This window comes from Variovorax sp. YR266, assembly GCF_900107295.1.
Classification (GTDB): domain Bacteria; phylum Pseudomonadota; class Gammaproteobacteria; order Burkholderiales; family Burkholderiaceae_C; genus Variovorax.
Genome location: NZ_FNPM01000005.1, coordinates 96,719 through 109,859 on the forward strand (window position 1 = coordinate 96,719; position 13,141 = coordinate 109,859).

Sequence of the window (13,141 nt, forward strand, 5' to 3'; positions counted from 1 at the left end):
ACGCTCAATCTTCGATGCCGCGTTGCGCAGGAATGCCGGCCTTGAAGGCGTGCTTGACGAGCGTCATCTCGGTCACGGTGTCGGCCAGTTCGATGATCTCGGGCGGGCAGCGCCGGCCGGTGAGCACCACGTGTACATGCTTTGGCCGCGCGCGCAGCGTTTCGAGCACGCCTTCCAGAGGCAGCCAACCGTAGATCAGCGGATAAGTGATCTCGTCGAGCACCACCAGGAAGAACTCGCCCGACAGGATCGCGGCCTTGGCCTTCTCCCAGCCGTCGCGCGCCAGTTGCCCGGAGCGTTCGAGGTCCTGGCTCTTCCAGCTGAAGCCGTCACCAAGCCCTTCGATCGGAATGCCGATCTGCTCGAACATCCGGTGTTCGCCGAAGCGCGCGGTCGGCACTTTCATGAACTGGTAGATCTTCACGGCCTTGCCGCGGCCATGGGCGCGTAGCGCGAGGCCGAAGGCGGCGGTGCTCTTGCCCTTGCCGTCGCCTGTGTTGACGATGACGAGGCCTCGGCGTTCGCCTTCTGGTTTCTCGTATGGCTTTTCGCTTGGGGGTGTCTCTATTTGCATGGGAGTTCCAATTCAGTTTTCGGGGGCTGTTCTGTTGTTCGGGGTGCGTGCGAATGACACCGGGTACTCCCCTCCGCGAATGTCCCCCGGCCTGCGGCCTCCTCCTTTATTTCGCTGCGGGGAGCACCCGGTGCCATTCGCACATGGACGCGGCTGTTGTGCCGGCCGATCAACCGCTGCGCTGGACGATCACGTCGATGGGGTACCTTGCGCAGCGAAATAAAGGAGGAGGCCGCAGGCCGGGGGACATTCGCGGAGCAAGGCACCCCGTCGGCGTGATCGCGCCCCCAACAGCGCACCGAAAACACAGCGCATCTCATAACGGCAACGCAATCCATTGCTCAGCCACCCGATGCACCCGGATGCGATGGTCGAACACCTGCTCCAGCGCCGCGTGCGTGGCAGGGTCGCTGCAGCCGCCGTGGTGCACCACCCGGCCGCGATCCATCACGACAAGTTCGTCGGCAGCCAGCGCCATCGGCAGCTCGTGCAGCACACTGATCACGGTCTTGCCTTCGGCAACCAGCGCGCGGGCGGTCTGCATCCAGTCGGCCTGGTGCGGCGGATCGAGGTTGGCGAGCGGCTCGTCCATCAACAGCAGTTCGGCCTCGACAGCGAGCGCGCGCGCCAGCAGCACACGCTGACGTTCGCCACCGGAAAGCTGACCCAGTGGACGGTCTCGCCATTCCCAGGCCTGGGTGCTGCGCAACGCACGCTCCACCGCCTCGCGGTCAGCCTCGCTGGGGGCGGCCAGCCAGCGCTGGTGCGGCAGGCGGCCAAGCATGGCGACGTCATAGACCATCAGGTCGTCGGCGCTGCCCTCGCCCGTGCCGCTCTGGCCGAGCCACGAGAGGCGCTGGGCGCGGATGCGCGCCGGTACCTTGTTCTGCGCGTCGCCGAAGAGCCGCACCTCGCCCCGGTGCGCCAGCAGTCCCGCGAGTGCCTTGAGTAGCGTCGACTTGCCCGCGCCGTTCGGGCCGACGATGCTGGTCCAGCGGGCGGACGACAACGCCAGATCGATGTCGTGCAGCACCTCGGTTGCGCCGAGCGTGGCGCTCACGCGGCGCGCTTCGAGAGCCGGGGTGTTGTTGTGTCGGCTGCTCATGCCACGCCACTCCGCGCGCCGCGGCGGTGCATCAGCCACAGCAGGTAGCTGCCGCCCAGCACGGCCGTGAGCACGCCCACCGGCAGTTCCTGCGGCGCGATCAGCCAGCGCGCCAGCAGGTCGGCCGCCATCAGCAGCAGCCCGCCCATCAGCGCCGACAGCAGGATCAGCCGCGCGTGCGTGGTCTTGATGGCCGAGCGCACGAGGTGCGGCGCCGCCAGGCCGACGAAGGCGATCAACCCGGTCTGTGCCACGGCTGCGCCGGTGGCCAGTGCCAGCACCACGACCAGCGCCGCGCGCATCGCGCCCAGCGGCAGGCCGAGGCTGCGCGCGGTGGCCTCGCCGAGCGCGAGCCCGTCGAGCACCGGCGCCAGCGCCCAGGCCAGCAGCAGGCAGACCGCGCCGACCATCGCCATCACCGCGCAGGCGCTCCAGCCGACGAGGCCGGTGCTGCCGAGGATGAAGCCCTGGATGGCCTGCAGGATGTCTGCCGAAGCGATGGTGATGAGGTCTTTCGCCGCGCCGAGCACCACGCCGACGATCACGCCGGCAAGCAGCAGGCGCAGCGTCTGCTGCACGCCCCGCGCCAGCATCAGCGTGAGCATTACCGCCAGTACCGCACCGAGAAAGGCCGCGCCCGTGAGCCCGAGCCGCATCACCCACTGCGCGCTGGCGGCGGAGCCGCCGAACATCAGCAGCGCCAGCGCCACGCCCAGCGAGGCGCCCGAGGCGCTGCCCAGCAGGTACGGATCGGCCAGCGGATTGCGGAACAGCCCCTGCGCCACCGCGCCCGCCAGCCCCAGCAGCGCGCCCGCGAGCCATGCGCCAAGCGTGCGCGGCAGGCGGATGTCCCACACGATCTGCAGCGCCACCGGGTCGTGCCGCGCCGCGAGCAGGCTCTCGAAACCAGTGCTGCCGATGCCCAGGCCCAGCACCATCAGCGCAGCGCCCGCCACCAGCAGGCCTGCGCCAAGCAGCAAGACGCGGCGCAGATGGACCGTGTGCCTTCGCGCTGCGTTCACCGTTTGCCGCCTTTGTCACTCAGGCACTGCGCCATCAGGCGCGCGGCCTCGTCCATGCGCGGGCCGGGGCGCACGAGCACGTCGGACTGTTCCGCGCTGAAGCGGCAGATGCGGCCCTCGCGCACCGCACGGATGCCGGCCCAGCCGGGGCGCTGCTCCAGCCCTTGCGCGCTGCGCACGCTGACCATGATGAGGTCGGGGTTCGCGCGCACCACGTACTCGGGGTTGAGCTTGGGGAACGGGCCGAGCGAAGCCGGCACGATGTTCCTCACGCCGAGCCGTGTGAGCGTTTCGCCGATGAACGACGACTCGCCCGCCGCGTACGGCGCGCTGTTCACTTCGAAGTACACGCGCATGCCCCTGGCGCTCGCGGGCACCGACTGCGCGGCAGCCGACACGCTGGCATCGATCACGCGCCAGACCTTCGGCGCTTCGTGCGTGCCGAGCACCTGGTCGAGCTTGTCGAGCACGCGCTGCACGTCGGCATGGCTCTTGGGTTCGAGCACCAGCACCTTCAGGCCCAGCGCCTCGAGCCGCTGCGTGACGCGCGACGACTTGGCGAGCAGCACCGCGTCGGGCTTGAGCGCGACGATGGCCTCGACGTTCGGGTCGATCCCGCCGCCGAGCTGCGGCAGCGCCTTCACCTGTTCGGGCGAGTTGGAATAGCGGTCGACACCCACCAGCCGGTTGCAGGCACCGAGCGCACAAATCGATTCGGTAAGCGACGGCAGCAGCGAGACGATGCGCTGCGGCGGCTGCGGCAGGCTCACGGACACGCCGCGCTCGTCGACCACGTCGAAGGCGTGCGCGGCCAGCGCGAACAGGGCCAGGCCGAGTGCGGCCAGCGAAGTGCGGATCGTCTTTTTCTTCTTCATGCAGCAGGCGCTTTCAGGCTCAACGGCAGGCCTGCGGCCATCAGGGTGACGCGGTCGCAGGCGGCGGCCACGTCCTGGTTCAGGCGGCCGAGCGCGTCGACGAAGGCGCGCGTCTCGCGCCCCAGCGGAATCACGCCCAGGCCGATCTCGTTGCCGACCAGCACCACCGGCCCGCGCGCCTCGCGCAGCGCGACCAGCAGCATGGCGATGTGTGTCGCCGGAGTGCGCGTCACGGGGCGGGCGTCTTCGGAGTGCAAGGGCATCAGCAGGTTGGTGAGCCACAGCGTGAGGCAGTCGACCACCACCAGCGTCTCAGGCGTGCTCTGCGTGACGACGGCGCGCGCGAGTTCGATCGGCTCCTCGATGGTGCGCATGCCGGGCACGCGCTCGGCACGGTCGGCCTGGTGGCGCACGATGCGCTCCAGCATCTCGTCGTCGTAGGCCTGCGCGGTGGCGATCAGCACGGCGCGGTGCGTGCGGGAATCGGCCGCGAACCAGTCGATCGCGCGCTGCTCGGCGCGGCGCGACTTGCCGCTCTTCTGGCCGCCCAGGATGAACTCGTGCTCGACGGTCTTCGGCTTATTCGATTGCGGCATGGATCTCCAACTCGATGGGCATGGCGCCGAAAAGGCGGGCCGTGGCTTGCGGACTGGAGGCAAACCACGCGTGGAAGTAACTCGCGCGCACCGGGCCGTGCACGTACAGCGCCTCGCCGCCGCGTGCGCCCACGGGCTGCGTCGCGCCGGGCCTAGCAGTGAGCGCGGCGGGCGCCAGTGGCGTTTCGCAGCGCGAATAGTGGAAGGTGTGTCCGCGCAGGGTATGGCTGCCGAGGGTGAGCTGTTGCGGACCAAGGCCGGCGAGCCGCTTCTGCATGGTCACGCGGCCCGGCAGCAGGCCCCAGAGGCGGTGGACCTGCGCGTCGTCTTGCGTGGCCAGTTCGTCGAACAGCGCCATCATGCCGCCGCACTCGGCCCAGACCGGCTTGCCCGCAGCGGCATGCGCGGCGAGCGATTCGCGCATCGGCGCGCAGGCGGCCAGCGCTTCGGCGTGCAGTTCGGGGTAGCCGCCGGGCAGCCAGACCGCGTCGCATGCTGGCAAGGCATCGCCTGCGAGCGGCGAGAAAAAGGACAGCCGCGCCCCCAGCGCCGTGAGCACGTCGAGGTTCGCGGGGTAGATGAATGAAAAGGCCGCATCGCGCGCAATGGCGATGGCGCGGCCAGCCAGCAGCGGCGGCACGGCTTCTGCCTCGCCGGAAGCGGGTGCCTCGAAACGCACCTGCGGCAGTTGACTGGTCTGCATCTGCCCGAGCGGCGTGGCGCCCAGCACATCGGCCGCCGCGTCGAGACGCGCCATCGCATCGCCGAGTTCGGTAGCGGCCACGAGGCCCAGGTGCCGCTCGGGCAGCGTGAACCCCGCGTCGCGCGGCAAGGCGCCAAGCCACTGCGAGGGTTCGCGCAGCGCGTCTTTCAACATGCCCGCGTGCCTCTCGCTGGCCACGCGGTTCGCCAGCACGCCGGCCCATGGCAACCCAGGCCGGAAGTTCTGCAGCCCGTAGGCCAGCGCGCCGAAGGTGCCCGCCATGGCGTGCGCATCGATCACCGCCAGCACCGGCAGGCCGAAGCGCTCAGCCAGGTCGGCCGCGCTGGGCGTGCCGTCGAACAGGCCCATCACGCCTTCGACAATCACAAGGTCGCACTCGGCCGCCGCGGCGCGCAGGCGCGAGCGGCAATCGGCCTCGCCGGTCATCCAGAGGTCGAGCGAATGCACCGGCGCGCCGGTGGCCAGCGCCAGCCAGTGCGGGTCGAGAAAGTCGGGCCCGCACTTGAAGGCGCGCACGCGCCGCCCCTGGCGCGCATGCAGCCGCGCGAGCGCCGCGGCGACGGTGGTCTTGCCCTGCCCCGAAGCCGGGGCAGCCACCAGCACCGCGGCGCACGAGACTGCCGCGGCACCGGCGGTGTCGCCTGGTTGGGTAGCTTGGCTTAGTGAGGCGTCCACTTGAGACCGACGTACGCGGTGCGGCCGGCATTGGCGTACAGCCGCGCGAACTGGTAGTCCTTGTTGCCCACATTGTCGACGCGGGCCACGAGGTTGAGGTCTCGCGTGATCTGCGTGCTGGCCGACAGGTTCAGCACGGTGTAGCCACCGAGCTTGATGGTGTTGGCCGCGTCGTCGTAGCGCTTGCTCGAGGACTGCACCTCGGCGCCCAGCGTCCAGCCGGCGACGCGCCAGTCGGCGCCCAGGGTGCCATGGCGCTTGGAGCGGCGTGCGAGCAGGTTGCCGGTGTCGGCGTCCTTCGGGTCCTGCACGTCGAGCGAGGCGCGCAGCGTGACGTCGCCCAGGCGCTGGCTGGCCGACAGCGTGGCGCCCTGCAGGGTGGCACGGTTCACGTTGGTGTAGCAGCCGAACGTCGAGGCACAGCCCGTGGCGGTGCCGACGAAGTTGATCAGGTTGCGCACGCGGTTGCGATACACCACGATGCCGGCGGTGGTGCCGTCCTGGGCGTAGTTCATGCCCAGCTCGACGTTCTGGCTGCTTTCGGGCCGCAGCGTGGACACGCCGTATTCGCTGAAGCGCTGGTACAGCGTGGGCACGCGGAAGGCGGTGCCGGCCGAGGCCGTGAAGCGCAGCGACGGGGTGATGGCGTAGCCATAAGCCGCGCTGCCAGTCGTCTTGCCGCCGAACTCGCTGTCCCTGTCGTGGCGTACATGCAGCTGCAGCGAATGCGGGCCCTGCACGAAGCCGTAGCCGAGCGAAATCGCATCCTGCGAGCGGTCGCGCGACAGCAGCTTCGACGAGGTGGTGGGCGCGTTTTCGAGCGCGTCTTCGCGGCGCTCGAGGGTGGCCGTCACCAGGTGCGGGCCGAAGCGGAATTCGTTCTGGAACAGGTAGCCGCGCAGGTTGGTTTCGGTCCGGTAGAACGAAGGCTGCGTCTTATAGACCGACTGCGAATCGGTCACCTGCACGCGGGTGCTGTAGATGTCGTTCCACTTGGCCGACCAGGTCAGGCCGGCGGTACGCAGCGTGTTGTTCGACACGTCGTCGCGGAACAGGATCGGCGGCTTGGTCCTGTAGGAGACGGTGGTGTCGTAGCCGGCCTTGATGTCGCTGGTGAGCAGCGTGGCCTCCAGGCGCTGGTCGGGCGTGATCTGGAAGCCCAGCTTCACGTTGCCCGAAGTGCTGTTGTAGCCGTCGCGGTCGGGGCTGGTGTAGCCGTCTTTCACCACGTTGCGCTTGCTTGCGGGCTGCACGTTGTAGCCCTTGCTTTCCTCGTGCGCCACGCCGAACGAATAGTCGAACAGGCCCGACTTGCCGCTCACGCCGCCTTCGATCTTGCGCAGGCCCTTGCTGCCGAAGCCGATGCCCGCGTAAGGCGACACGCCCTCATCGCCGCGCTTGGTGAAGAGCTGGATCACGCCGCCCACGGCGTCGGAGCCGTACACCGCGGCGGCCGGGCCGCGCAGCACTTCGATGCGGTCGATCTGCGAGAGCGGAATGCCTTCCCAGCCGGCGCCGCCGGTCGATTGCGAGTCGATGCGCACGCCGTCGAGGTACACGGCCGTGAAGCGCGTTTCAGCGCCGCGGATGAACAGGCTGGTGGTGTTGCCCACGCCGCCGCTGCGCGAGATCTCGATGCCGGGCAGGCGCGCCAGCACGTCGGCCACGCCGGTCGCGCCGCTGCGCTCGATGGTCTTGCGGTCGATGATGGACACGTCGCCCACCAGGTCCGACAGCGCCTGCGGCGTGCGGTTGGCAGTGACCACCGTTTCGCCCAGCGTGGGGGCGTCTTGTGCATGGGCCAGGCCACCGAAGGCGGAAGCCAGCGCCAGCGGCAGGCAGGCATGGCGGAGACGGCGCGCAGGAGCGCGGCCGCGAGAAAAGCAAACGTGGGAAATCATGAATGAGCCGAACGAACGTCAATACCCCTCGCCGGCCTCCCCGCCGGCGCCTGGGCGCCATGGCCGCCACATGCACAGATCACGCATGCGGCAGCCGCCTTGTTGGCCGGTATCCGGGCTGGCAGAACGGCCCCTCACCGCCTTCCCAGGCGCCTGTTTCAGGGCACCCAGTGGCTTCGATGGAAAGGGGTTGGCGCCTTGCGGCGCCGTCTGCTTGACCGTTGCGGGGGCAGCGCAGGCGGCTTCGGCCTTGTTCCGTCCTGATGAGGTCGGGGGCTTCCACTCCTGCTTCCCGTTGAACTGCGCCGTGCGAACCACGCCGCGAGCACCAACGGGCGGGATTTTATGCCAGTGACTTGGCTCGCCCCCAGGCTGCGCGCACTTCGTGTCGCTTCTCCTTCCCCCTACCGGGGGCAACACCTGAGGCCCGGCAAAGCCGGTTCCTCGGTGTTCCCGCCTGGGCGGCGCTCGCAGCTAACATCCCAGCCCATGATGCGGCCCGCCTCGGTAGTTCTCAATCTTCGTTCGGCGCTGCAGCGTGTCTTCGGTGTCTCGGGCTGGCAGTCGATGCTGCTGTGGGCCATCGTGGCCGGTTTGCTCGGCACGCTGGCGACCGAACTTTTTCGCGCGGCGCTCTATCACTTCGAGCACCTGGTGCTCGGTCCGGGCGAAGGGCTGGTGGCAATGGCGAAGCACCTGCCCTGGTGGGCGCGCATCGCCTGCCCCACGCTGGGTGGACTGGTGGCCGGCAGCCTGCTGGTGCTGGCGAAACGCGTCGCCTTGCGCAGCGCTGCCTCCGACTACATGGAAGCCATCGTGCTCGGCAATGGGCGCATTCCGGTGGCGCAGACGCTGGTGCGCAGCGCCTCGTCGCTGGTGAGCATCGGCACCGGTGGTTCCATCGGGCGCGAGGGCTCGATGGTGCAGCTGGCGGCGCTGGCGTCGTCTCTGCTGGGGCGGGTGTTCCGCTTTCCGGTCGAGCGGCTGCGGTTGCTGGTGGCCTGCGGCGCGGCGGCCGGCCTGACCGCCGCCTACAACGCACCCATTGCCGGCGCCTTCTTCGTCGCCGAGATCGTGCTGGGCTCTATCGCGATGGAAAGCGTGGGGCCGATCATCATTGCCTCGGTGGTCGCCAACGTCGCGATGCGTGCCCTGCCCGGCTACCAGCCTCCTTACAAGATGCCGGCGTTCCCGGAAATCCACGGCACCGAGGCCGTGCTGTTCTGCGTGCTCGGCGTGCTGCTGGGCTTTGCGGCGGTCGGCTTCCTGCGCGCGCTGCAGGGCAGCCGTGCGCTGTTCTCGCGCTTGCCGGTTGCGTTGCCGTGGCGGCTGGCGTTGGGCGGGCTGGTGATGGGTGCGGTGTCGGTGCCCATGCCCGAGGTCTGGGGCAACGGCTACAGCGTGGTCAATTCGGTGCTGCACACGCCCTGGCCGTGGACGCTGATCGCGATGGTGCTGGTCGCCAAGGCGGCCGCCACGATGGCCACGGCCGGCTCGGGCGCGGTGGGCGGTGTGTTCACGCCGGCGCTGTTCTTCGGCTGCATGGTCGGTGCGCTGTTCGGCCTTGGCGCGCAGGCGCTGTGGCCAGCGGCCACCTCGGCGCCGTTCGCCTATGCCATCGTCGGCATGGGCGCATTCCTGGCGGGCGCCACGCAGGCGCCGCTGATGGCCATCCTGATGATCTTCGAGATGACGCTCAGCTACCAGGTCATGCTGCCGCTGATGGCGGCGAGCGTCATCGCGTATTTCGTCGCGCGCTCGGCCAATGCCGGCTCGATGTACGAGATCACCCTGCACCGCAACGAGCAGCGCGACACGCAGATGCGCCTGCGCGGGCTGCACATGCGCGACCTGGTGCAGCCGGCCGAAACGGTGGTGGGCCCGGAGGCGGACCGCGAGGCCATGAGCAAGCTCTTCCTGCAGCACCCGGTGAAGTACCTGTACGTGGTGGATGCAGGCAACCACTACCTCGGCGTGGTGCCGCTTTCGTCGCTCGGCACGGCGCCAGCGGAAACGACCGCGGGCGCCCTGCTCTCGCAGGCCATCCAGCCGCTCACCGCCGACACCGGGCTGGGCGAGGCGCTGCAGCGCTTTCTCGATCACCTGGGCGAGCGACTGCCGGTGATCGAAAGCACCGGCAACCCGGTGCTGCTGGGCGTGGCCGCCAAGAGCGCGCTGCTCGCCACCTACGTGCGGCTGAGCGAGTAGCGCAGCACTGCTTTTTCACTTGGCGGGACGCACCGCCATCACCTCGATCTCGACCAGGTAGGCCGGGTTGGCGAGCGCCGCTACCTGCATCGCCGAGCGCACCGGCAGCCGGGGCTGGGCGGTGGTGCCGAAGAACTGGGTGTAGCCCTCCATGAAGCCGGCGAAATCCATCTTGTTGTCCTTGGCCGGATCGCCGACGAGAAACACCTGCATCTTCACCACGTCGCCCATCGTCAGGCCCAGGCCTGTGAGGCTCTTCTCGATGGCCTTGAGCACGCCGACGGTCTGGCCCTTGGTGTCGCCGCCATAGGCCGCCGCGCTGTTCTTGGGCGCGGTCGCGTCCTGCAGCGGCGGCACCTGGCCCGAGAGGTAGACGTTGGTGAACGAAGACGGCACCTCCACCGCTGCCGAGATCGGGAAGGTGGAGTTCGGAATGCGGTGGCGAATGATTTCATCGGCCGCATGGGCGGCGCCGGTGCCGGCTGCGAGCAGTGCGGCGGCGAGCGCCAGCTTCTTCGTGATGGAGGTCATGGTCATGCGTGTTGTCTCTCTGCAGGGTTGGATGAAGAAAGGATCTGCCAGGTATCGAAAGAAGAAGGCCGATCAAGGCCGCAGCTTCTTGACGCTCTCCGCCGCAATGGCGTCAGGATACTGGTTGCCGAAATGGGTACGCGCGTAGCCGACCACGGAAGCGATCTGCTCGTCGCTCAGCATCTTGCCAAAGGCGGGCATGCCTTTCTGCCCATTGATCACCACGTAGAGCGGGTACTCCGCGCTTGCGAGCCGCGGGTTCGAGGCGAGCGCCGGATAGGCGCCTGCGCCCTTCGCCCCTTGCCCCTGCGCCATGTGGCAGCCCTGGCAGGTCGCGCGGTAGATCGCCTCGCCCGAGCTCTCCTGGAATCGGGGGCCGACGGAAAAGACGGGCTCCGGCGACTGCGCGAAAGCAGCCTGGCCGGCCACCGAGGCCAGCGCGCCCAGCGAAAGGCCGAGCAACGCGCGCTTGAAGGTCGTGATGTTGTTGTTCATGGTGGGTGTGTCCTTCACTCGGCTTTCACGCAACGGCGCGGGCATGCAGCCGCTGGATGGCGTCGAGCGACGAGAGCAGTGCGCCCTCCTGCCAGGCAGGAATGTAGGAAGCGTGCTCGCCAGCCAGCGCGATGCGGCCGTCGACCTGGCACAGGTTCTTGTAGTGCTTCTGGCGCGTCTCGTCGGTCCACATGCCGTAGCAGCCGTGCGTGCCGGGCACGCGGTGCCAGCCCACGGAGATGCCGTTGTCGAATTCGCTCGCGTACTGCGGATGCAGCTGCGTGCCGAACTCGACCGCGCGGCGCACGCGCTCCTCGGGCGCCATGGCGGTGAATTCGTAGGAGTTCGGGCCGTCGAACACGTAGGCGCCCAGCACCACCGACTTGCCCTTGGCGCCATAGCGCGTCGAGGGATACGAAATGCGCGAGATCGGCAGGTCTGTGTAGCTGATGCCGCCGTAGATGTGCTCGTCTTCTTCCCAGAAGCGGCGCTTGAACTGCAGGCCCACCTTTACTGATGCGCCATAAGGCACGGCGTTGATGGCCTCCTGCATTGCCGAGCCCACCTGGATGTCGATCTGGCTGAGCACCGACAGCGGAATGGTGCACAGGCACCAGTCGGCCTTGGCCTGCGTGACCGCGCCGCCCTTTGATGCATCGGTGTAGGTGACCGTTACGCCGCGGTCGTTCTGCTCGATCTTCGTGACCTTGGCGCCGTAGCGGATCAGACTGCCCACTTCTTTCTGGAAGGCCTTGGCGATCATGTCCATGCCGCCCACGGGCTGGAAGATCGCGCTCTGGAATTCGTAGTCTTGCCCGCTGGCGATGTAACGCCAAAGATTCGATTGCAGCAGCTCGCTCATGTCGAGCGGCTTCGACGGTTTGGCCAACGGCATGAGGCCGCCGCCCGCATCGACGTCATAGCCGCGGCGGTCGCTGCTGACGGTGCCTTCGAGATAGCGGAACTGCGTGTCGAGCGCACCCCAGCGGCGCAGGCCTTCGAGCAGTTTCTCCTTGTCTTCCTTCGTCAGCGCCGCGTCGAGGTTGCCCTGCGTCGTGGCCTTGCCGAGCAGCTCGGCGACGTAGCCCTGGTAGTCGGCCTGCACATGGCGGTAGCGCTGCGGCTTGCCGCCGTAGGCCTTGCTCGAATGCACCAGCGCGTTGTAGTTGACCTGGACGAAGGGCTCCAGCGCCACGCCCAGCCGCTTGCAGTAGCCCAGCACTGCATGGTGGTGATAGGGAATGCGCCACGGCCCCGGATTGAAGTACTCGCCCTTGGCGAAGCCGCATTGCTGCACGGCGCCACCCAGCTCGGTGAAGGTGTCGCCGCCGCGCAGCGTCCAGCACCGGCCGCCCGCGCGATTGCTGAACTCGAGGACCTTGACCGAGTAGCCTGCGTTGCGCAGTTCGAGCGCGGCGGCCATGCCGGCCAGGCCTGCGCCAAGAACCAGCACCGACGCACCCTTCTTTGCGCCATCGAGCTTCGGTGGTCCGCTGTAGTTGGATTCGGCGGCAAAGCCCAGCGAGGTCATCGCCTGGTACATCGCGCCGCCCCCTGCGGTCTTGCCGATGAGCGTAAGCAGGTCGCGCCGACTGAATAAAGTGTTGTTCTTCGTGGTCATTGACTGGCTATTGGAGTTTGAAAGGCAACTGGAAGGCAGCAGAATCCATGCCACGCCCAGGCACCGCCTGGGGGCCGCTTCCTTGGGAAACTACAATCGCCAACCATGCCCGCCTCCAGCCCTATCGATCAGATCGCCGAGCGTGTTGAACGACTGCTTGTGCGTCACGAAGAGGTGCAACGCACCAATGCGCTGCTGCAGGAGCAGGTCGATGCGCTCACGCGCGAACGCGACGCCCTGAAGTCGCGGCTCGTTGCGGCACGCACGCGCCTCGATGCCCTGCTCGAACGGTTGCCGGCTGAACCACCCTCCGAAGATTCCCCCGCATGAAGCAGATTGAAGTACAGATCATGGGCCAGAGCTATCTGCTCGGCTGTCCCGATGGTGGCGAGGCGCAACTGCGCGAAGCCGTCGAACGCGTGGACGCAGCCATGTGCAAGATCCGCGATGCCGGAAAAGTCAAGGCCCGTGACCGCATCGCGGTGCTGGCTTCGCTGAACCTGGCGTTCGACCTCGCCGCGCAGCAGGCCGCCGTTGTCGCAGCGCCCGCGGCACCAGTTGCCACTTCGGCTGCAGACAGCGTCGAAACCGACGCGAAGGCCACGCAGCTCATCCAGAAACTCGATCAGGCCCTGGCTGGCGATGGACATTTACTCTGAATAAGGCTGGCACGAAGACGGACGAGGCGTAAAATCCAGTCCGTCTGCAGACTGTGTCGGGCTTAATATTTCCTTGTTCCAATGCTCTCCGGAGCCGGGCTTGGTACATCGCTCGACGGGCGTGATCATCTCGCGTCAGATGAACCCGAAGTCCT

Annotated in this window: 13 protein-coding genes and 1 riboswitch; of the genes, 3 read left to right on the forward strand and 10 right to left on the reverse strand. The window is 68.1% G+C overall.

What is annotated here, in order from left to right; genetic code table 11:
• Positions 1-4: 4 nt before the first annotated feature.
• From cobO to BLW48_RS14850, 7 genes are all read right to left on the reverse strand, one after another.
• Positions 5-574, reverse strand: a complete 570-nt coding sequence (gene cobO, locus BLW48_RS14820; protein ID WP_093056498.1) for a cob(I)yrinic acid a,c-diamide adenosyltransferase — start codon at positions 572-574, stop codon at positions 5-7.
• A gap of 316 nt (positions 575-890) precedes the next feature.
• The gene (locus BLW48_RS14825) at positions 891-1,679 is read right to left on the reverse strand and encodes an ABC transporter ATP-binding protein (protein WP_093175798.1); all 789 of its coding nucleotides are present in this window, start codon (positions 1,677-1,679) and stop codon (positions 891-893) included.
• Complete coding sequence (locus BLW48_RS14830) at positions 1,676-2,701, reverse strand: FecCD family ABC transporter permease (RefSeq protein ID WP_093056496.1); 1,026 nt, start codon at positions 2,699-2,701, stop codon at positions 1,676-1,678. The genes BLW48_RS14825 and BLW48_RS14830 overlap by 4 nt, the downstream gene beginning before the upstream one ends.
• Positions 2,698-3,576 carry an ABC transporter substrate-binding protein gene (locus tag BLW48_RS14835; protein WP_093175801.1) on the reverse strand — a complete coding sequence of 293 codons (879 nt, stop codon included), beginning with the start codon at positions 3,574-3,576 and terminating at the stop codon, positions 2,698-2,700. The genes BLW48_RS14830 and BLW48_RS14835 overlap by 4 nt, the downstream gene beginning before the upstream one ends.
• The gene (locus tag BLW48_RS14840) at positions 3,573-4,172 is read right to left on the reverse strand and encodes a bifunctional adenosylcobinamide kinase/adenosylcobinamide-phosphate guanylyltransferase (protein ID WP_093056494.1); all 600 of its coding nucleotides are present in this window, start codon (positions 4,170-4,172) and stop codon (positions 3,573-3,575) included. Before BLW48_RS14840 ends, BLW48_RS14835 begins: the two co-directional genes overlap by 4 nt.
• A complete protein-coding gene (locus tag BLW48_RS14845; RefSeq protein ID WP_093175803.1) occupies positions 4,156-5,571 on the reverse strand; it encodes a cobyrinic acid a,c-diamide synthase CobB in 1,416 nt (471 codons plus the stop codon). Before BLW48_RS14845 ends, BLW48_RS14840 begins: the two co-directional genes overlap by 17 nt.
• The gene (locus BLW48_RS14850; protein WP_093175806.1) at positions 5,556-7,472 is read right to left on the reverse strand and encodes a TonB-dependent receptor domain-containing protein; all 1,917 of its coding nucleotides are present in this window, start codon (positions 7,470-7,472) and stop codon (positions 5,556-5,558) included. The genes BLW48_RS14845 and BLW48_RS14850 overlap by 16 nt, the downstream gene beginning before the upstream one ends.
• A gap of 86 nt (positions 7,473-7,558) precedes the next feature.
• A riboswitch (cobalamin riboswitch) is annotated at positions 7,559-7,820 on the reverse strand.
• Positions 7,821-7,961: 141 nt separating this feature from the next.
• On the opposite strand from BLW48_RS14850, the gene BLW48_RS14855 reads away from it, so the two are divergent.
• Positions 7,962-9,680 carry a ClcB-like voltage-gated chloride channel protein gene (locus BLW48_RS14855; RefSeq protein WP_093175808.1) on the forward strand — a complete coding sequence of 573 codons (1,719 nt, stop codon included), beginning with the start codon at positions 7,962-7,964 and terminating at the stop codon, positions 9,678-9,680.
• 15 nt (positions 9,681-9,695) lie between these two features.
• On the opposite strand, the gene BLW48_RS14860 is transcribed toward BLW48_RS14855, so the two are convergent.
• From BLW48_RS14860 to BLW48_RS14870, 3 genes are all read right to left on the reverse strand, one after another.
• Positions 9,696-10,217 carry a RidA family protein gene (locus tag BLW48_RS14860; RefSeq protein ID WP_177142339.1) on the reverse strand — a complete coding sequence of 174 codons (522 nt, stop codon included), beginning with the start codon at positions 10,215-10,217 and terminating at the stop codon, positions 9,696-9,698.
• 66 nt (positions 10,218-10,283) lie between these two features.
• Positions 10,284-10,706: a c-type cytochrome gene (locus tag BLW48_RS14865; protein WP_256216624.1), complete on the reverse strand. Its 423-nt coding sequence runs from the start codon at positions 10,704-10,706 to the stop codon at positions 10,284-10,286.
• Positions 10,707-10,731: 25 nt separating this feature from the next.
• Positions 10,732-12,327, reverse strand: a complete 1,596-nt coding sequence (locus tag BLW48_RS14870) for a flavin monoamine oxidase family protein (RefSeq protein ID WP_218137506.1) — start codon at positions 12,325-12,327, stop codon at positions 10,732-10,734.
• Between the two features lie 105 nt (positions 12,328-12,432).
• On the opposite strand from BLW48_RS14870, the gene BLW48_RS14875 reads away from it, so the two are divergent.
• Together BLW48_RS14875 and BLW48_RS14880 are read left to right on the forward strand one after the other, a co-directional pair.
• Positions 12,433-12,657 carry a hypothetical protein gene (locus BLW48_RS14875; RefSeq protein ID WP_019652365.1) on the forward strand — a complete coding sequence of 75 codons (225 nt, stop codon included), beginning with the start codon at positions 12,433-12,435 and terminating at the stop codon, positions 12,655-12,657.
• Positions 12,654-12,986, forward strand: a complete 333-nt coding sequence (locus BLW48_RS14880) for a cell division protein ZapA (protein WP_093073796.1) — start codon at positions 12,654-12,656, stop codon at positions 12,984-12,986. The genes BLW48_RS14875 and BLW48_RS14880 overlap by 4 nt, the downstream gene beginning before the upstream one ends.
• Positions 12,987-13,141: the final 155 nt, after the last annotated feature.